Below are 19,287 nucleotides of genomic sequence, written 5' to 3'. Positions count from 1 at the left end.
ACCGACCCATGGATGTCCCTTGCCCAGGTTCAGTGTCATTGTCCCCGCGTACAAGGTCCAGGCGTATCTCCCCGAGTGCCTGGACTCGGTGCTCTCGCAGTCCTGTCCCGATCTGGAACTGATCGCCGTGGACGACTGCTCACCCGACGCCTGCGGCGCGGTCATCGACGAGTACGCGGCCCGGGACGCGCGCGTGAAGCCCGTCCACCTGGCCGCGAACCAGGGGCTGGGCCGGGCCCGGAACGCGGGGCTCGCCGAGGCGACCGGCGACTACCTGGTCTTCCTGGACGGCGACGACACGCTCACCCCGGGCGCGCTGCGGGCGGTGGCCGACCGGCTGAAGGAGACCGGCGACCCGGACGTCCTGGTCTTCGACTACGCGCGCACCTACTGGGACGGCCTCCAGGTCCGCAACCAGCTCGCCGCCCAGCTCACCGAGCAGGGCCCGGCGCCGTTCCGGCTGGAGGACCGGCCGGGGCTGCTGCGGGTGCTGATGGTGGCCTGGAACAAGGCGTACCGGCGGGAGTTCGTCGCCCGGCACGGCTTCACGTTCCCGCCGGGCTACTACGAGGACACCCCCTGGACCTTCCCGGTGCTGCTGACGGCCGAGTCGCTCGCCACCCTGGACCGGGTGTGCGTGCACTACCGGCAGCGCCGGCGGGGCAGCATCCTCGGCACCACCAGCCGCAGCCACTTCGACCTGTTCGAGCAGTACGACCGGGTGTTCGCGTACGTCGAGGAGCGGCCCGAACTGGCCCGCTGGCGCCCGGAGTTGTTCCGCCGGATGCTCGACCACTACGCCGTGGTGTTCACTAAGCGGGGCCGGCTGCCGCGCGGCAGCCACGGCGAGTTCCTGCGCCGGGCCCGCGCCCACTACCGCCGCCACCGCGTGCCGGGAGCGCGCCCGCGGCTGCGGCACGGCCTGATCCGCTTCGGGCTGCACCGCACGTTCCGTGCGCTCCGGCTGGCCGCGGCCGTCCGCCGGCGCGTGCTCAGGTCGGCGCTGAAGCTCGCCCGCGCCCTGCGCACCGGCGCGCTCCGGCTGCACTACGGCATCCAGTTGCGGCTGCCGCTGCGGTCCGACCGGGCGGTGTTCGCCGCCCGGGAGGGGTACGGCGACCCGGCCGCGCTGGAGGAGGCGTTCCGGGCGCACGCCCCGCGGCTGCGCACGGCGTGGGTCGCCACGCCCGGGGGCGCGGTGCCGCCGGGCCCGCGCCGGCTGACGCCCGGCACGGCCGCCTACTGGACGGCGCTGGCCCGCTCCCGCTACCTGGTCAGTGACGCCCGCTTCGAGCGGCGGCTGCGCAAGCGGCCCGGGCAGGTCGTCGTGCGGGCCCTGGAGGGCACCCCGCTCGGACACGCGGGCCTGGACCTGCTGGAGCGCCCGGCGGCGGCCCGTGACCTGGACTTCGCGGAGCTGCTGCGGGACGTGGACCAGTGGGACTACGTCCTGTCGGGCAACCGGCACGCCACCCTGACCTGGGAGCGGGTCCTGCCGGGCGGCTACACCACGCTGGAGTGCGGGCTGCCCCGCAACGACGTCCTCCAGCGGGCGACCGCGGCGGACGTGGCCCGGATCCGGCAGAAGCTGGGCGTCCCGGAGGGCACGGTCGCCGTCCTGTACGCGCCCGCGCACCGCGACCACCGGCGCACCCAGCGCCCGCTGCTCGACCTGGAGCGGATCCTGCGCCGCCTCGGCCCGCGCTTCGTGGTCCTGGCCCGCACCCCCGTCCCGGTCCGGGGCGCCCGGATCATCGACGTCTGCGGCCATCCGGACCTGGCGGAGCTGTGCCTCGCCTCGGACGCGCTGCTCACCGACTACGCGCCGGTCCTGTTCGACTACGCGGGCCTGGACCGGCCGATCGTGGTGCACACCGAGGACTGGGCGGCGTACGAGGCGTGCCGTGGCGCCTACTTCGACCTGCGTCAGTTCCCGCCGGGCGCGGTGGCGCGCAGCGAGGACGAGCTGATCGACATCTTCGCGTCCGGGCACTGGCGCGGCTCGCGCTCGGCCCAGTTGCGGGCGGCGTTCCGGGAGCGGTTCTGCCCGTGGGACGACGGGCACGCCGCCGAGCGGGTGGTGCGGCGGGTGGTCCTCGGCGAGACGGAGCCACCGGCGGCGGTGCCCCTGGCGGACCGCACCCCGGCCCCGTCGTCCTGCGCGCGCTCTCCGCTGGCCACCGTGCCGCAACCTTCCGGCCCCGTCCCCGTCACCGAGAGCCGCTGAACGGCGTTGGTCATACCGGGAGTTCCCATGCCCCTCGGCTCGACGCGGCCCACCCCGAGCCGGCCGTCCACCTGGCGTCCGGCGGGACGGCCCGGCCGCGTCCGCACGACGACAGAAAGAACAGAATGCCCCGCTTCAGCATCATCGTCCCGTCCCACGGGGTCACCGGCCGGCTGTCCCAGGCGCTGGACTCGGTCCTCGGCCAGTCCTTCGGCGACCTGCAACTGGTCCCGGTCTGCGACGCCCCCGACGCCCCGGCCGCCGAGGTCGCCGCCGGGTACGCCGAGCGGGACTCCCGGGTGACCCCCGTGCACTCGCCGCCGTCCGCCGGGCTGAGCGGGGCGCGCAACGCCGGGATCCGGGCGGCGACCGGCACGTACCTGCTGTTCCTGGACGGCGACGACCTGCTGCTGCCGGGCGCGCTCGCGGCGCTGGACGCCCGGCTGTCCGAGACCGCCGGCGTGGACGTGCTGTACACCGAGCACGAGCGCGCCCCCTGGTGGGAGGGCGAGCCGACGAACCCGGCCGCGCCACTGCTCGCCGGGGCCCCGAAGGGTGCCTTCGCCCCCGCCGACCGGCCCGCGCTGACCGGCGTCCCGTTGCCCGCGTGGAGCGCCGTCTACCGCCGCGCCTTCCTCACCGAGCGGGAACTCACCTTCCCCGAAGGGCACTTCACCGACCTCGGCTGGGGCGGGCTGGTGACGGTCGCCGCCGAGCGGATCGCGGTGCTGCGCCGGACCGTCGTACGGCACCGGCTGCGCCGCCAGGGCAGCCGGCTCAATCTGCCCGGACCGCACCAGCACACCCTGCTGGACCAGGTGGAGCGGGTGCTGACCCGGGCGGCCGAGCGCGCCCTGCCGGCCGAGCGGACCGGGCCGCTGTTCGACCAGCTGTTCGCCGTGGTGCTGAAGACGGCGTCCCGCCCGGAGCGGCTGCTCTCCGGACGCCGGGCGTTCTTCCGCCGCGCGGCCCGCCTCTACCGGCGGCACCGGCCGGCCGGCCACCGGGTGCCGGGCGGCAGCCTGGGCGTGCAGCACCGGCTGCTGGCGGCGGGCGCGTACACCGCGTTCCGTGCCCTGCGCGGCGCCAACCGGGCCGCCGGCGGCGCCACCGGCCGGCTGCCCCGCCCGCACAGCTTGCGCACCCGGCTGCGCTACGCCCGTGACCTGCGCCGCCCGCTGGACCCGAACCTCGCGGTGTACTGCGCCTACTGGGGCCGCGGCTACACCTGCAACCCGGCCGCGATCCACGCCAAGGCCCGTGAACTCGCCCCGCACATCCGCTCGGTGTTCCTGGTCGAGGCCGGCCAGGAGCACGCCGTGCCGCAGGACGTGGAGTACGCGGTGATCGGCTCCCGCCGCTACTGGGAGGTGCTGGCCCGCGCCACGTACCTGGTCAACAACGCCAACTTCGCCGAGGGCGTGGTCAAACGGCCGGGCAGTGTGCACGTGCAGACCCAGCACGGCACCCCGCTGAAGACGATGGGCGTGGACCAGTCGACGTACCCGGTGGTGGCCGCGCAGTCCGGCAGCTTCACCAAGTTGCTGGGCCGGGTCGACCGCTGGGACTTCAACCTGTCGTCCAACCGCCACTCCACCCAGATGTGGGAGCGCGCCTTCCCCGGCTCCTACGAGCACCTGGAGTACGGCTATCCGCGCAACGACGTCTACTACACGGCGACCGCGCGGGACGTGGCCCGGATCCGGCGGGAGCTGGGCATCCCGGAGGGCCGGACGGCCGTGCTGTACGCGCCGACCCACCGCGACCACCACACCGGCTTCGAGCCCGGCCTCGACCTGGAGGCGTTCTGCGCGGCGGCCGGCGAGGACGTCGTCGTGCTGCTGCGCGCCCACTACTTCTACGACCGGGGCGGTGTCCGGGGCTCCGACCGGATCATCGACGTCACCGCCCACCGCTCCTCCGAGGACGTGTGCCTGGCCGCGGACGCGCTGGTCACCGACTACTCGTCGATCATGTTCGACTACGCCAACCTGGACCGGCCGATCGTCGTCTACGCCGACGACTGGGACGTCTACCGGGAGACCCGGGGCGTCTACTTCGACCTGCCGGCCGAGCCGCCCGGACTGGTCGCCCGCACCCCCGCGGAACTGGCCGCCGTCTTCCGCGACGGCTCGTACGCGGGCCCGGAGGCCAAGGCGCTGCGGGCGGCGTTCCGGCGGCGGTTCTGCCAGTTCGACGACGGGCGGGCCGCCGAGCGGGTCGTGCGGCGGGTGCTGCTCGGCGAGCCGCCGGAGGCGGTGCCGGCCGTGATCCCGCTCGCGGAACGCATCCCCGCCCCCGCCGCCGCGACCCTCGTGAGGAGCTGACCCGCCGTGCCCCGCTTCAGTGTGATCGTGCCCTGTTTCAAGGTGCAGGGATTCCTGCGCGAGTGCCTGGACTCGGTGCTCGGCCAGTCCTTCGGCGACTTCGAACTGATCGCCGTGGACGACTGCTCCCCGGACGGCTGCGGCGCGATCCTGGACGAGTACGCCGAGCGCGACCCGCGCGTGAAGGTGCTGCACCTGCCGGAGAACGTGGGCCTCGGCCTGGCCCGCAACGCGGGCATGCCGCAGGCCACCGGCGACTACCTCTTCTTCCTGGACAGCGACGACACCCTCACCCCGGGCGCGCTGCGGGCCGTCGCCGACCGGCTCACCGAGGCCGAGGACCCGGACGTGCTCGTCTTCGACTACGCGCGCACCTACTGGTGGGGCGGCACCCGGCGCAACGTCCTCGCACACGTCCTGGCCCAGGCACCCGGCACGTTCGCCGTCTCGGAGTACCCGCAGATCCTCGACCTGCTGATGGTGGTCTGGAACAAGGTCTACCGGCGCGGGTTCGTCACGGAGAACGGCTTCGCGTTCCCGCCGGGCTACTACGAGGACACCCCCTGGACGTTCCCGGTGATGCTCAGCGCCCGCCGGATCGCCGCCCTGGACCGGATCTGCCTGAACTACCGGCAGCGCCGGCAGGGCAACATCCTGTCCACCACCAGCCGCAAGCACTTCGACATCCACGACCAGTACGAGCGGGTCTTCGCCTTCGTGGCCGAGCGGCCGGAGCTGGCGGCCTGGCGGCCGTATCTGCACCGCAAGATGGGCGAGCACTGCCTGGACATCCTGGCCAAGCCGGACCGGCTGCCGCCCGCCGACAAGGCCGAGTTCTTCCGGCGGACGGCGGAGATGTTCCGCCGGCACCGGCCGAAGGACGCCCAGGTGGACGGCGAGGTCTCCGTACTGACCGGTTCCTGGGCCGGGTACCGGGTCAGGCGGCAGGCGGCGCGGGCCGGGCGGGAGGCGGACCGGCGGGCGGACCGGGCGCGCCGGGCCGCCGCCGCGCGGGCCCGCACCGGCTGGACGGCCCTGCACGCCCGCCGGCCGCTCGACGAGAACCTCGTGGTCTACTCGGCGTCCTCGCACCGGGGCCTGCTCGGCGACCCGGCGGCCGTCCACGCCGCCGCCCGGGAGATCGCCCCGGGGCTGCGCGGCGTGTGGGTGGTGCGGGACGCGGAGACGGCCGCGCGGCTGCCGCCCGGCGCCGAGCACGTGATCGTCGGCTCCCGGCGCTACCTGGAGGTGACCGCGCGCGCGAAGTTCTTCGTCAACGACGTCAACTGGCCCGGCGGCCTCGCCAAGCGCCCCGGCAGCGTGCACATCCACACCCATCAGGGCACCCCGCTGAAGTACCTGGGCGCCGACCTGCTGGACAAGCCGGGCGCCCGGCTGGGCTTCGACGTGCCGCAGATGCTGCGCCGGGCCGACCGCTGGGACTACAGCCTGGTCGCCAACCGCCACTCCGAGCTGGTGTGGGAGCGGGCCTACCCCTGCCACTTCACCTCGGTGCGCACCGGCAGCCCGCGCAACGACGTACTGGTGAACGGCGGTCACAGCGACTTCCGGGAGCGGCACGGCATCCCGGCGGACCACACGGTCGTGCTGTACGCGCCGACCCGGCGGGACTACCGCCGCGGCGGGTACGTGGAGCGGTTCGACCCGGCCCGGTTCGCGGCCGACCTAGGCGAGGGGCACACCCTGGTGGTCCGGCTGCACCCGTCGCTGGCGAACGGTCCCGCGCGCGGCATGGGCCTCGCGGAGCTGGCCCGGCGCGGGGTCGTGGTCGACGCGACCGACGAACCCCGGCTGTCCGACGTGCTGCTGGCGGCGGACGCGCTGGTCACCGACTACTCGTCCGTGATGTTCGACTACGCCAACCTGGACCGGCCGGTCGTGGTGCACGCCGACGACTGGGCCGCGTTCACGGCGAGCCGGGGCACGTACCTCGACGTCACCGCAGAGCCGCCCGGCCATGTCGCGCACTCCTACCGGGAGCTGGCCTGGCTGTTCGCCTCGGGCGGGTGGCGGGACGAGGAGTCGGCGCGGCTGCGCGCGGACTTCCGGGCCCGGTTCTGCGCGTACGAGGACGGGCGGGCCGCCGAACGGGTGGTACGGACCCTGCTGCTGGGCGAGCGGATGCCCGCTCCGGCACCCCGGATCCCGGGCCAGGCGTCCTCCCCGGACACGCTGACGTCGGCCTAGCGGGGACACCGAGGGGGCCGGCCCCGACCCGGGCCGGCCCCCTCGGGCGTGCGGGGTGCCTACTCGATGACGAGGTCGACCTCGATGTTGCCGCGGGTGGCCTTGGAGTACGGGCAGACCTGGTGGGCGCCCTCGACCAGCTTGCGGCCGGTCTCCTCGTCCACGGTGTCGGGCAGCTCGACGCGCAGGGTCACCTTCAGCCCGAAGCTCTCGCCCTCCTTGCCTATGCCGACCTCGGCGGTCACGGCCGCGTCGCTGACGTCGACCTTCGCCTGGCGCCCGACGAGACCGAGGGCGCTGCCGAAGCAGGCGGCGTACCCGGCGGCGAAGAGCTGCTCCGGGTTGGTGCCCTGGCCGTTGCCGCCCAGCTCCACCGGCATGGCCAGGGCGAGGTCGATCTTGCCGTCGGAGGAGACGGCGCGGCCCTCGCGGCCGTGGGTGGCGGTGGCGACAGCGGTGTAGAGCGCGTCCATGAAGACCATCCCTCTGGGGTGTTCGGTTCGTTGCGAGCACAAGTAGAGCACACAACTGAGTTGCGCACAACTAAATCGACCGCAAGAGCTACCATGGACCCATGACCGACACGGAGTGGCTGCGACTGGACCGCCAGATCTGCTTCTCGCTGCACGCGGCGTCCCGCGCCTTCAACAGCGTCTACCGCCTGATCCTCAAGGACCTCGGGCTGACCTACCCCCAGTACCTGGTGATGCTGGTCCTGTGGGAACAGGGCGACCTGCCGGTCAAGAAGCTCGGCGAACGGCTGCGGCTCGACTCCGGCACGCTGTCCCCGCTCGTCAAGCGGCTGGAGGGGGCCGGTCTGGTGCGGCGCGAGCGCAGCGCGCAGGACGAGCGCTCGGTCCGGGTCCACCTCACCGAGGAGGGCACGGCACTGCGCGAGCGGGCCCTGGAGGTGCCCCGGCGGATCATGTCGTCGACCGGCCTGGACCTGACGGAGGTCGTCGACCTGCACGCCCGCCTGGAGCGGCTCACGACGGCCCTGGACGCGGCGGCGGAGGCTGAGGCGCGAGCAGCGGGCTGACCGGGCGGACGTACAGCCGTACGGTCACCCCGCCCCGCACGACTTCGTCCTGGCCGAGGAACTCCCGCCCCAGCACGTCGGTCTTCGCCCGCTCGACGGGACTGCCCGGGGCCCCGCGGCCGGCGAGCAGCTTCCGGTCCGCGACGACCCACACCCGGTCCACCCGCGCCAGTCTGCGCCGCACCTCCGCCGGACCGGCCTCCCGCCCGTACAACGTCCCGGACCCGGCGGCCCCCGCCACCAGCGCCACGTCCCGCGTCCCCCGGAACGCCCCCGGGTACGTGAGCGCCACGTTCCGCGTCGACGCCGGCAGGAAGAGCACGGGATCGCCGGGCTCCACCTTGCGCGCGACCGCGCGGGAGACGGCACCGAGATCATCCGGCCGGCTCCGGGGATCGCGGTCCTCCTGGAGGAGGGGGAACTGGTGGAGGAGGGAGAGGGCGATGGCGAGGACGCCGGCGAGGGGGACGGAGGGGGACTGAAGGAGCGGACGCCGTCCGACCACCCCCGCCACCCGCTCGGCCCCCGACGCCACGAGCAACGGCGCCCCCGACAGCGCGTAGAGCACGTACCGGTCGACATACAGCGGTGAGAACTGGGACGCCAGCATCAGCACCACCGGCGGCACCACCACCAGCGGCAGCGCCACCCCCGCACACGTCGGTTCGCCCCGCCGCCCCACCAACCCGACCAGCCCCACCACGGCCAGCGCGAGACACACCCAGAACACCTCGTCCGTCGGCCCCAGAAACCTCCGCAGCAACCTTTCCGCTGTATCCGCCGTAGGCGTGCGCAACCAGGCCAGCTGCGCCGACTGCCCCCGCGAGACCACCACCATCGGCACCAGCGCGGCCACGACCGCCGCCGCCGCGCTCCCCCACCCCCGCCACACCCGCGCCCCGGCCCTGGCCAGCGCCAGCGACACCGCGTGGGCGGGGAGCAGCAGCACCGCGAACTCGTGGAGCCAGCAGGTGAGTCCGAGGACCGCGCCGTACGGCCACCACGACCCGTCCCGCACGGCCCGGACGAACAGCAGGGTCGCCGCGGTGGCGCCGGCCGCGACCAGGGCGTAGGAGCGGCCCTCCTGCGCGTAGTGGCCGGCCATCGGCGCGACGGCGTAGAGCAGCCCGGCCCACAGACCGACCCGCGGCCGGGCCAGCCGGGCGCCGAGGGCGGCGACCAGAGCCGCCGTGACGGTCGCCGCGCACACCGACGGCAGCCGGAGGGCGACCTCCCCGGGATGGACGGCGAGGACGGGCCGCAGCAGCAGGTAGTACAGGCCGTGCACCGCGTCCACGTCGTGCAGCAGGAGCCAGATCCGCGGCACCGTACGGCGTCCGACCTGGAAGCTGACGGCCTCGTCGCGCCACATGCCGCCCCGGTCCAGGCCCCAGAGCCCGAGCGCGAGCATCACCAGCGCGGGCACGCCCACGACGGCGGCCCGGTGGAGACGGGTGTGCCCCAGTGCCCCGTGCGGGGGGTGGCTCGTTGCACCTGTCGGTACGTCCGTGGTCGTTCCAGCCGCCCGACGCGACTGCGGTTTCGCAGGAAGCCCGACGTTCACCATGGCCCGATCTCTTGCGATTAGCCAATATTTGCAGCCCTTGACGGCGTATCAGCATCAATACACCATCCGTACCGCTTAGGCTCCCATGTGATGAACCGTCTCCGTGTCACCCCCGGCCCGGTCCTCACCCTCGCCGTCCTGTGGCTCACCACCCGCGCCCTGATGCTGTGGCTGCTCGTCCACGGCGGCGCCCGGCTGCTGGGCGGCGGTTCGGTGACCCGTGAGGTGTGGCGGCTGTACTTCCACTGGTACGGCGTCCTCACGCACGGTTCCTTCCCGGTGCACGACACGCTGTGGCAGTACCCGCCGGGCGCGGGCGCGGTGCTGCTGGCGCCGGGCCTGCTGCCGGGCCTGACGTACTTCGAGGCGTTCGTGGCGCTCACGCTGGCCGTGGACGCGCTGACCGCGCTCGCGCTGCTCCGCGCGGGCACCCGGCCCGGGCGGAGCCTGCTCGGCGCGGCCCTGTGGACCGGCGGTCTGCCGCTGCTGCTGCACATGCCGCTCGCCCGGTACGACGTCCAGGTCACCGCCCTGGCCGTGCTGTCCCTGCTGGCCTCGGCGCGCTCCCCGCGCGCGGGCGGTGTGCTCGCGGCACTGGGCGCGCTGGTGAAGGTGTGGCCGGCGCTGGTGCTGCTGGGCACGCCCCGGGGCCGGCCGACCCGCACGGCGTGGGCGTGGGGGGCGTGGGCCGGGGTCGCGTGCCTGGCCGTGCTCGCGGCCCTCTTCACGCATCCGCTGTCCTTCCTGCGGGAGCAGGGCGGCCGGGGCGTGCAGATCGAGTCGCTCGGCGGTACGGCGCTCAATCTGGCCCGGCACTTCGGCTGGCCGGGCCGGGTCCGCTACCAGTACGGCGCGATGGAGATGACCGGCCCCCATGTGCACGCCGTCGCGACCGCCTCGCTGGCGCTGACGGCGGTCGCCTTCGGGCTGCTGGTGCTGTGGCGGGTGCGGGCGCGGCACTGGAGCGCGGCGACGCCGTACGACGCGGCGCTGAGCGCGGTGCTGCTGTTCACGGTCACCAGCCGGGTCATCAGCCCCCAGTACATGATCTGGCTGATCGGGCTGGCCGCCGTGTGCCTGACCTCGCGGCACACCGGCCAGCGGCCGGTGGCGGTGCTGATCCTCCTGGCCTCCGCGCTGAGCACGGTCGCGTTCCCGATGCACTACCGCGAGGTGATCGACGGCAGTTGGACCGGATGCCTGCTGATGCTGTCCCGGAACGGGCTGCTGACGGCCGCCGCCGTGCTGTCCTTCGTACGGCTGTGGCGGTCCACGCGGCCACCGGCCGAGAAGTCGGTACCGCGGACGCAACCCCGGCCCGGTTCCGACCGTCTTGCGGAGCGAGTACTCACCATCTCTTGAACGAGCACCAAGCGCCTCTCAACGGCGTCTTGCCGAATCTTTCTACGCTCCCGGCCCGTGGACTCCATGCATCCAGAACCGCGAGACCAGCATCCGGCACCGGTGGCCCAGGTCGCCGTGGTCGTCATCGGCTACAACGACCGCGCCCATGTGGGCGAGGCCGTCCGCTCGGCGCTGGCGCAGGGGCCCGCGGTCGCCGAGGTGATCGCCGTGGACGACTGCTCCACGGACGGCAGCGACGCACTGCTCACCGGGCTGGCCGCCGGTGAGCCACGGCTGCGGGTGGTGCGCCGGAGCGTGAACAGCGGCGGCTGCGGCAGTCCGCGCAACACCGGGATCGACGCGGCGACCGCGCCGTACGTGATGTTCCTGGACAGCGACGACGTGCTGCCGCCCGGCGCGGTGGACGCGCTGCTGGCGGCGGCCACGGACGCGCGCGCCCAGGTCGCGAGCGGTCTGTGTGTGCGCCGGGAGCTGCCGTCGGGGCGCGAACAGCCCTGGCAGGCGCCCCTGTACACGGCGCACTGCGTCCTCGCGCGCCCCGCGCAGCACCCCCGGCTGGTCCACGACACGCTGTGCGTCAACAAGCTGTACCGCACCGACTTCCTGCGCGACCACGGCATCCGCTTCCCCGAGGGCCGCTTCCTCTACGAGGACTTCGTCTTCACCGCGCGCGTGCTGGCCGCGTCCCCGCGCATGGCGCTGGTACCGGACCGCGTGTACGTGTGGCAGGTACGCCGGTCGGCCGGGCGGCTGTCGCTCTCGCTGGACCGGGGCGGCATCGAGAACTGGACGGCGCGCGTCCAGGCGTGCGCGCTGGCGTACGACATCCTGCTGGGCGCCGGGCAGAAGGAGCTGGCGCGGGCGGCACGCGCCAAGTTCCTCGACCACGACGTGCGCATGTACGCGCGCGAGCTGGGGTTGCGCGAGGCGCCCTACCGGCGTGCCTGGTGGGAGCACACCCGGGCGTACCTCGCGCGCTACGACGCGGCCGGCCGGGAGCTGGACCCCGACGCCCCCGGCCGACTGCTCGCGCGGGTCGTCCTGGCCTCCCCCGAGCCGCGTGACCTGCCCCGCCTGCGCGAACTCGCCGCCCGCCCGGCGCGCCTGCTCCCGCCGTACGCCCGTACCCCCGAGGGCGACCCGGTCTGGTCCGCCGACCTCCCCGAGGTAGGTCTGCGCCCCCTGCTGACCCGGCCCGTCGCCGCGCTGCCGCTCGCGGTCGACGCGGAACTGCGCCCCCGCGCGCGGGCCTCGGTGCTGCGCCTGAGGCTGCACGAGCTGTACGGGAAGGTGGCCGAGGCGGGCCCGCCCGAGGTGGACGTGGCGTGGCACGCGCGCGAGGACGAGCGCGGGCGCGGGCGCACGACGGTGGCACTCACGCCCTCCGGCCCGGACAGCTGGTCCGCCGAGGTGCCCGTCGACCTGGCGGGGCTCGGCTCGGGCACCTGGGACCTGCGCCTGACCCTCCGCTTCCCGGACGGCACCCGGCGCGAGACCACGGCGCACGCCCTCGCGGGCGCGGGCCTGCTGCGCCGGCGCGCCGTGCCGAGCGCCCTGCACGGCGTGCTCCTGGCACAGCCGTACGCCACGCACTCCGGCGCACTGGCCCTGCGGGTGGCCACCGGGCTCCACGGCCTGCTGACCGTGGTCCGCGGCCGGCTCCGCCGCCTGCTCCACTGAGACACGGGCCGACCGGCGAGGGGTGGCCGCGGACGGCCTGGCTGACCACCGGCGGCGCCGGACACAGCGGGGCGCACATCGTACGGACGGCATGATCGCGTCGGCGCGGGAGGGCCGGGTACGGCGGCATCCGGAGGCGGCCCGGTCGCAGGAGACCCGCCGCCGGGGCCCGGGGCCGTACGCCCCGCACCCCTTCGGGGCGCCTCAGCGCCTCACAGCGCCTTCAGCGCACCCGCCGTCGCCCGCGCCAGCTTCTCCAGGTACCCCTTCGGCGGTTTCGGGGAGCGGATGACCACCGAGCGCCAGTACAGCGGCCCGGAGATCAGGTCCAGGGCCAGGTCGGGATCGATGCCCGCGCGGACCTCGCCCCGCCCCTCGGCCGCCGCCACGATCCTGCTCGCGACCCCTTCCTGCCCGTCCCGCAGCGCCTTCTGGAAGGCCTCCGCGATCTCGGGATTGCGGGCCGCCTCGGCCTGGAGGTCGGGGATGATCTGGGACGCGACCGGATGGCGCAGGGCGCGGGACGTGAGCTCGTAGAGGAGCCGCAGGTCACCCTCCAGGGAGCCGGTGTCGGGCACCGGGAACCCGGTCACCGCCATCGCCGAGACGACGTCCAGGACCAGGTGGAGCTTCGAACGCCACCGCCGGTAGACCGCCGTCTTGCCGACCCCGGCCCGCCGGGCGATCCCCTCGATGGACATGCGCGCGTAACCGACGGCCGCCAGTTCCTCGAAGACGGCGGCGCGGATCGCCTCGGTCACGTCCTCCCGGAGCACGGCCGCCCCGGCGGGCGCCCGACGGCGCGGACGCGCCGGTGGCTCGTCGGCGGACTCGGCGGCGTTCGTCGTCATACCCACAGCATAGGGCGTTACGACGAAACGGTTGCGTTCCGACGTCTGTTGCGCCTACGCTCGCGTTGCGACGATACGGTCCCGTCCCGACGTAAGAGAACGTGAAGAGAAGCGTAAGGAAACGCCGGACGACGGGCACGGACGCGGCGGTCCGGCGAAAGCCGGGCGCAGCACCCCCCTCCCCCCGAGCGAAAGCAGCGGATGTGAGCCAGGTCCTCCACACACCGCCCCCCACCCGGGCCCCGGCAGACGACGATCTCGCGGCGCTGGCCGCCCGGCACGGCCTGTCGGTCAGCGGCGCCCGCCCCACCCTGCCGGAGTACGTCCGCCAGCTGTGGGCCCGCCGCCACTTCATCGGCGCCTTCGCCACCGCCAAGCTCACCGCGCAGTACAGCCAGGCGAAGCTCGGCCAGGTCTGGCAGGTCATGACCCCGCTGCTGAACGCGGCGGTCTACTACTTCATCTTCGGCGTGCTGCTCGGCACCAAGCACAACGTGCCCGACTACGTGCCGTTCCTGGTCACGGGCGTGTTCATCTGGACCTTCACGCAGAGCTCGATCATGGCGGGCACCCGCGCGATCTCCGGCAACCTCGGCCTGGTCCGCGCCCTGCACTTCCCGCGCGCCGCCCTGCCGATCTCCTTCGCGCTCCAGCAGCTCCAGCAGCTGCTGTTCTCGATGGCAGCGCTGGTCGTCATCCTGCTCTGCTTCGGCGTGCCGGTCTCCGCCTCCTGGGTGCTGGCCCTGCCGGCCCTGGCGCTCCAGTTCACGTTCAACGCCGGCGTGTCGATGGTCATGGCGCGCATGGGCGCGAAGACCCCGGACATCGCCCAGCTGATGCCGTTCGTGCTGCGCACCTGGATGTACGTGTCCGGCGTGATGTGGAGCATCGACAAGCTGGCCGACAAGGACGACCTGCCGCACATCGTCACCGTCCTGCTGGAGATCAACCCGGCCGCCGTCTACCTCGACCTCATGCGGTTCGCGCTGATCGACAGCTTCCACGCGAGCCAGCTGCCCCCGCACGTGTGGGCGGCGGCGATCGGCTGGGCCCTGGCCGCGGGCATCGGCGGCTTCATCTACTTCTGGAAGGCTGAGGAGACGTACGGCCGTGGCTGAGCGCAGCGAAGAGAAGGTCCCCACCGTCGTCGCCGACCGCGTCGACATCGTCTACCGGGTGAACGGCACCGGCGCCGGGCGGGGCTCCGCCACCGCCGCCCTCAACCGCATCCTCCGTCGCAAGCAGACCGAGAAGGCGGCCGGCGTGCGCAAGGTGCACGCGGTGAAGAAGGTGTCGTTCGTCGCCCACAAGGGGGAGGCGATCGGGCTCATCGGGACGAACGGCTCCGGCAAGTCGACCCTGCTGAAGGCGGTCGCGGGCCTGCTCCCGGTGGAGAACGGGCGTATCTACACCGACGGCCAGCCCTCCCTGCTGGGCGTCAACGCGGCCCTGATGAACGACCTCACGGGTGAGCGGAACGTCTTCCTCGGCGGGCTCGCCATGGGCATGTCCCGGGAGCAGATCAAGGAGCGCTACCAGGACATCGTCGACTTCTCGGGGATCAACGAGAAGGGCGACTTCATCACCCTGCCGATGCGCACGTACTCCTCCGGCATGGCGGCGCGCCTGCGCTTCTCCATCGCCGCCGCCAAGGACCACGACGTCCTGCTGATCGACGAGGCGCTGGCCACCGGCGACCGCTCCTTCCAGAAGCGCTCCGAGGCGCGCATCCGCGAGCTGCGGCAGCACGCGGGCACGGTCTTCCTGGTCAGCCACAACAACAAGTCGATCCGTGACACCTGCGAGCGGGTCCTGTGGCTGGAACGCGGCGAGCTGCGCATGGACGGGCCGACCGAGGACGTCATGAAGGAGTACGAGGCGTTCACCGGCGACAAGAAACCGGCCCCGAAGAAGCCCGCGCCGAAAGCGGATGCCGCAAAAGCGAAGCCGGCCGCCACAAACGCGGACACACCGCAACCGGACGCCCCGAAAGTCGGTCTTCCTTCCTGAGCGCAGCTCTTACGCCAACCGTAGTTATCCCTTTCATCCTCTTAATGACAGTATGTTATGAAGGGTGCACCGGGAGACGACGAGTCGAAGGAGTCCATCGCGATGCCCCAGTTGAGCGTGATCGTCCACGGGCCGAACGCACAGGGGCATCTGACCGATCTGCTGGACTCCTTGGAGGCCCACCCCCTCACCGACGTCGAGGTGATCGTCGCCGCCGTCGGCGACTGGGCCCTGGAGACGGCCGAGCACCACGCACTGGAGACGATCGTCGTCCCGCTGCCGGACGGCACCGGCGACCCGGCGGCCCGGGCGGCCGGCGCCGCCCGGGCGTCCGGCCGCTGGCTGCACTTCGTCCACGCCAAGGACGGCCTGCCGGCCGGCGCGCCCCGCCTGATCGCCGAGCGGACCGCCGAACTGGACGCCACCACCTGCGCCGAACCGGTCGACGTCCTCCTCTTCGACCACGTCACCACCACCTGGCAGACCGCCGCCAGACCCTCCCGCGACGGCCGCCACCTCGCCGCCGTCGGCCGGGCGGGCCGGCCCCTGGACGAGGCCGCCGACCTGCTGCGACTCACCCCGCTGCTGGGCAACCGCGCCCTGCGCACCGCGTTCTGGCGCGCCCACGGGGAACGGCTGAACACCGACGACGAGCCGCGCGCCGCCCACGCGGCCCTGCTGTACGCCGGCCGGGTCGCCTGCCTCAACCAGACGGCGTACGAGCACCGCGTGCTGCGCCCCGAGAGCCTGCCGCAGCGCTCCCCCGAGGACCGGCTCCGGCTCATCGACCGCTACGAGTCCCTGCTGCCGCTCACCAAGGACCGCCGCGCCCCCCGCGCGGTGCTGTACGACCTGATGGTGCGCGACCTCATCCGCACCTTCGCCCGCGAGGAGCTGCCCGACCCGGTGGCCCGCGAGTTCTTCCGCCGCGCCTCCGTGGCCGCGGTCCGCTGGCGCCCCGAGGACCACCGGCGCCCGGCGGGCCTGGAGGGCGTCCGGCACGCGCTGCTGGAGGAGGGCGCGTACACCAAGTACCGCGCGTTCCAGGCCGCCAACCGCACCCGCCGCACCGCCCGCAAGGCCGTACGCACCCGCAAGCGGCAGCTGAGCACCAGGATCCGCGACCACCAGTACCAGCGCGCCCTGAGCCGCCCGGTGGACCCGAACCTCGCCGTGTTCGCGGCCTACTGGGACCGCGGCGTGGCCTGCAACCCGGCCGCCATCGCCGCCAAGCTCGCCGAACTCGCCCCGCACATCCGCCCGGTGTGGGTGGTGAACAAGCAGAGCGAGGCCCTGCTGCCGCCCGGCACCGACCACGTCGTCCCCGGCACCCGCCGCTACTGGGAGACCCTCGCCACCGCCAAGTACCTGACGAACAACGTCAACTTCCCGAACGCGGTGGTCAAACGCCCGGACGCCGTCCACCTCCAGACCCACCACGGCACCCCGCTCAAGCGGATGGGCCTGGACCAGATGGACCACCCGGCCGCCGCCAAGGGCCTGGACTTCGCCGCCCTGCTGACCCGGGTCGACAAGTGGGACTACAGCGTCAGCGCCAACAGCCACTCCACCCGTATGTGGGAACGCGCCTACCCGTCCCGCTACACGTCCCTGGACCACGGCTATCCGCGCAACGACGTCTTCTACACGGCCACCGCCGCGGACGTCCGCGCGGCCCGCGACCGCCTCGGCATCGCCCCGGGCAGGACCGCCGTCCTGTACGCCCCCACCCACCGCGACTACGAGGCCGGCTACACCCCCCGCCTCGACCTCGCCGCCCTCGCCGACCGCCTCGGCGACGACACCGTCCTCCTCGTCCGCGCCCACTACTTCTACGGCGGCGCCGCCTCCCCGCTGACCGGCCTGCGCCGCTCCGGCCGGATCATCGACGTCTCCTCCTACGACCCCGTCGAGGAGCTGTGCCTGGCCGCCGACGCGCTGGTCACGGACTACTCGTCGATCATGTTCGACTACGCCAACCTGAACCGGCCGATCGTGGTCTACGCCGACGACTGGGAGACGTACCGGACCACCCGCGGTGTCTACTTCGACCTGATGGCCGAGCACCCCGGCCAGGTCGCCCGCACCCAGGAGGAGCTGGCCGAGGTCTTCCTCTCCGGCGCCTGGCGCGACGAGAGCGCGGCCAAGGCGCGGGCCGCGTTCCGGCGCCGGTTCTGCGAGTACGACGACGGGCGCGCCGCCGAACGGGTCGTACGCCGGGTGTTCCTGGGCGAACCGGAGGACGCGCTGCCGCCCGTGCTCCCCGTCGAGGACCGCACCCCCGCCCCGACGCCCGAGGAGGCCACGGCATGACCCGCCCCGACGTCACGGTCACGGTCATCGTCTACAACGACGCGGCCCGCCTGCCCCGCGCGGTCGCCTCGCTGCGCGCGCAGACCCACGCGAACATCGAGATCGTCATCAGCGACGACCACTCGACGGACGAGACCCCCACGGTGGCCCGGGAGCTGGCGGCCCAGGACCACCGCATCCGCTACATCCGGCTGCCCGAGAACAGCGGCGGGTGCAGCGCCCCGCGCAACCGGGCCATCGAGATCGCGCGGGCGCCGTACCTGATGTTCCTCGACAGCGACGACGAACTCCCGCCGCGCGCCGTCGAGTCGCTGCTCGCCGCGCACCGCGAGCGGGACGTCGACTTCACCATGGGCGCGGTCCGCCGGGTCCGGGTGGACAACGGCCGCCGCTCGACCTGGATGCCGCACCTGGTGGCCGAGCGCCGCACGCTGGAGGGCATCGAGGCGGACCCGCGTCTCCTCTTCGAGCACCTGTCGACGAGCAAGATGTACGCGCGTGCCTTCCTCGACCGGCACCAGCTCCGCTTCCCCGAGGGCATCCACTACGAGGACCAGCTGTTCTCGGCGCAGGCGTACTGCCTGGCGGAGGCGTTCACGATCATCCCGGACCCGGTGTACGTCTGGTACATCGAGCCGTTCGCGGACGCGTCCTCCGCGTCCATCTCCAACCAGCGGCACAAGATCTCCAACGTCGCCGACCGCGTGCACGTCCAGCGGCTGATCGACGAGTTCCTGGTGAGCAGCGGGCACGCGGGGCTGCGGGAGGACAAGGACTACAAGTTCCTCAAGCACGACTTCCGGATGTACGCCGGTGACCTGCCGTACCGGGACGAGGAGTGGCTGACGTCCTTCGCGGAGATCATGAACCCGTACCTGGACACGCTCTCCCCCGAGGCGTACGGCCGGCTGCCGCGCGCCGAGCGGGTGGTGCTGGAGCTGCTGCGGGACGGCCGCCCGGCCGAGGCCCGGCTGGCGGCGCGCGGACTGGGGCACGCGGTGGCACCGCGGCGGGTGACGGCCGACGGTACGGGGGTCCCGTACTGGGGGGACACCGTGCCCCCGACGGATCGCGCCCGCCGCGAACTGGACGTGTCCGAGCTGGAGTTGGACACCCGGCCGTTCCCGGCCGCCCTGTTCCGTCATGAGATCACGGAGCTGACGCCCGGGGCGGGGGCGACCCTGACCCTGGCGATCCGCACCTACGACCCCGGCCTGCGCCTGCCGGTCGGGCCCCAGCGCGCGTCCTTGCTCCTGAGCCCCGGCCGACGCCGCATGACGGTCCCCTTCCGTCTGGACCCGGTCCGCCCCGGCGTCTTCGAGGGCACGGTCCACCTCGACCTCGTGTCCGCGCCGGTCCCGCTCCACGGATTCCAGGGCGTACGACACCCCCTGGTCCGCCTGGACCAGCAGGGCCTGTCCAACTCCGGTCTGCTGCTGGCCCCGTTGGACTTCCCGACCCGCACCGCCCGCATCGACTACCACTCCGGGGCGGCCCCGCACGAACTCACCGTCGAACCGGAAGGCCGCAACCCCGGCCGCCTCCAGCTCCGCTGGCGTCCGGTGGGGGTGACGGCCCGGATCACCCGGCCCGTCATCCGCCGTCTGGCCCGGCCCCGCGTCCGGAACGCCGCGCGGCTGGTGGCCAGTGTGCTGAAGTAACGGGGGGGTTCCAGCGCCGTCGGGGTTCTCGTGAGCGGC

13 protein-coding genes are annotated in these 19,287 nt (G+C 73.5%); 10 read left to right on the top strand and 3 right to left on the bottom strand.

The window, feature by feature from the left end; all coding sequences use genetic code 11:
* The first annotated feature begins 19 nt into the window (after window positions 1-19).
* The 3 genes from IE294_RS26845 (at window position 20) to IE294_RS26835 (ending at window position 6,762) form a co-directional block, all read left to right on the top strand.
* The gene (locus IE294_RS26845; RefSeq protein WP_189890301.1) at window positions 20-2,227 is read left to right on the top strand and encodes a bifunctional glycosyltransferase/CDP-glycerol:glycerophosphate glycerophosphotransferase; all 2,208 of its coding nucleotides are present in this window, start codon (window positions 20-22) and stop codon (window positions 2,225-2,227) included.
* 125 nt (window positions 2,228-2,352) lie between these two features.
* Entirely contained in the window at window positions 2,353-4,554 is a 2,202-nt protein-coding gene (locus IE294_RS26840) for a bifunctional glycosyltransferase/CDP-glycerol:glycerophosphate glycerophosphotransferase (RefSeq protein ID WP_189890299.1), read from the top strand.
* Window positions 4,555-4,560: 6 nt separating this feature from the next.
* On the top strand, window positions 4,561-6,762 hold the full coding sequence (locus IE294_RS26835; RefSeq protein ID WP_189890297.1) for a bifunctional glycosyltransferase/CDP-glycerol:glycerophosphate glycerophosphotransferase: 2,202 nt from the start codon (window positions 4,561-4,563) through the stop codon (window positions 6,760-6,762).
* Between the two features lie 59 nt (window positions 6,763-6,821).
* Here IE294_RS26835 and IE294_RS26830 read toward each other — a convergent pair whose 3' ends face one another.
* Window positions 6,822-7,235, bottom strand: coding sequence for an organic hydroperoxide resistance protein (locus IE294_RS26830; RefSeq protein WP_041665938.1), 414 nt, complete (start codon window positions 7,233-7,235; stop codon window positions 6,822-6,824).
* A 101-nt stretch (window positions 7,236-7,336) separates the two neighbouring features.
* Between IE294_RS26830 and IE294_RS26825 the strand changes: the two genes are divergently transcribed.
* Complete coding sequence (locus IE294_RS26825) at window positions 7,337-7,801, top strand: MarR family winged helix-turn-helix transcriptional regulator (RefSeq protein ID WP_189890295.1); 465 nt, start codon at window positions 7,337-7,339, stop codon at window positions 7,799-7,801.
* Here the strand turns inward: IE294_RS26825 and IE294_RS26820 are convergent.
* On the bottom strand, window positions 7,749-9,233 hold the full coding sequence (locus IE294_RS26820; RefSeq protein WP_189890293.1) for a glycosyltransferase family 39 protein: 1,485 nt from the start codon (window positions 9,231-9,233) through the stop codon (window positions 7,749-7,751). The genes IE294_RS26825 and IE294_RS26820 overlap by 53 nt on opposite strands.
* Window positions 9,234-9,458: 225 nt before the next feature.
* Between IE294_RS26820 and IE294_RS26815 the strand changes: the two genes are divergently transcribed.
* Both IE294_RS26815 and IE294_RS26810 read left to right on the top strand, forming a co-directional pair.
* Window positions 9,459-10,730 carry a glycosyltransferase 87 family protein gene (locus tag IE294_RS26815; RefSeq protein WP_189890290.1) on the top strand — a complete coding sequence of 424 codons (1,272 nt, stop codon included), beginning with the start codon at window positions 9,459-9,461 and terminating at the stop codon, window positions 10,728-10,730.
* A gap of 66 nt (window positions 10,731-10,796) precedes the next feature.
* Entirely contained in the window at window positions 10,797-12,413 is a 1,617-nt protein-coding gene (locus IE294_RS26810; protein WP_189890429.1) for a glycosyltransferase family 2 protein, read from the top strand.
* Between the two features lie 212 nt (window positions 12,414-12,625).
* Here the strand turns inward: IE294_RS26810 and IE294_RS26805 are convergent, their stop codons facing one another.
* Window positions 12,626-13,264, bottom strand: a complete 639-nt coding sequence (locus tag IE294_RS26805; protein ID WP_189813650.1) for a TetR/AcrR family transcriptional regulator — start codon at window positions 13,262-13,264, stop codon at window positions 12,626-12,628.
* Between the two features lie 203 nt (window positions 13,265-13,467).
* On the opposite strand from IE294_RS26805, the gene IE294_RS26800 reads away from it, so the two are divergent.
* From IE294_RS26800 to IE294_RS26785, 4 genes are all read left to right on the top strand, one after another.
* Complete coding sequence (locus tag IE294_RS26800; protein WP_189890288.1) at window positions 13,468-14,382, top strand: ABC transporter permease; 915 nt, start codon at window positions 13,468-13,470, stop codon at window positions 14,380-14,382.
* On the top strand, window positions 14,375-15,274 hold the full coding sequence (locus tag IE294_RS26795) for an ABC transporter ATP-binding protein (protein ID WP_189890286.1): 900 nt from the start codon (window positions 14,375-14,377) through the stop codon (window positions 15,272-15,274). Before IE294_RS26800 ends, IE294_RS26795 begins: the two co-directional genes overlap by 8 nt.
* A gap of 102 nt (window positions 15,275-15,376) precedes the next feature.
* Window positions 15,377-17,587 carry a CDP-glycerol glycerophosphotransferase family protein gene (locus IE294_RS26790; RefSeq protein ID WP_189890284.1) on the top strand — a complete coding sequence of 737 codons (2,211 nt, stop codon included), beginning with the start codon at window positions 15,377-15,379 and terminating at the stop codon, window positions 17,585-17,587.
* Window positions 17,584-19,248 (top strand): glycosyltransferase family 2 protein, encoded by a 1,665-nt coding sequence (locus IE294_RS26785; RefSeq protein ID WP_189890282.1) that lies wholly within the window; start codon window positions 17,584-17,586, stop codon window positions 19,246-19,248. The genes IE294_RS26790 and IE294_RS26785 overlap by 4 nt, the downstream gene beginning before the upstream one ends.
* The last annotated feature ends 39 nt before the right edge of the window (window positions 19,249-19,287 follow it).

Origin of the sequence: Streptomyces canarius (genome assembly GCF_014650735.1) — a bacterium.
In the GTDB taxonomy this organism is placed as follows: domain Bacteria; phylum Actinomycetota; class Actinomycetes; order Streptomycetales; family Streptomycetaceae; genus Streptomyces; species Streptomyces olivaceoviridis.
This window is presented reverse-complemented; position numbering and strand designations above follow the sequence as displayed.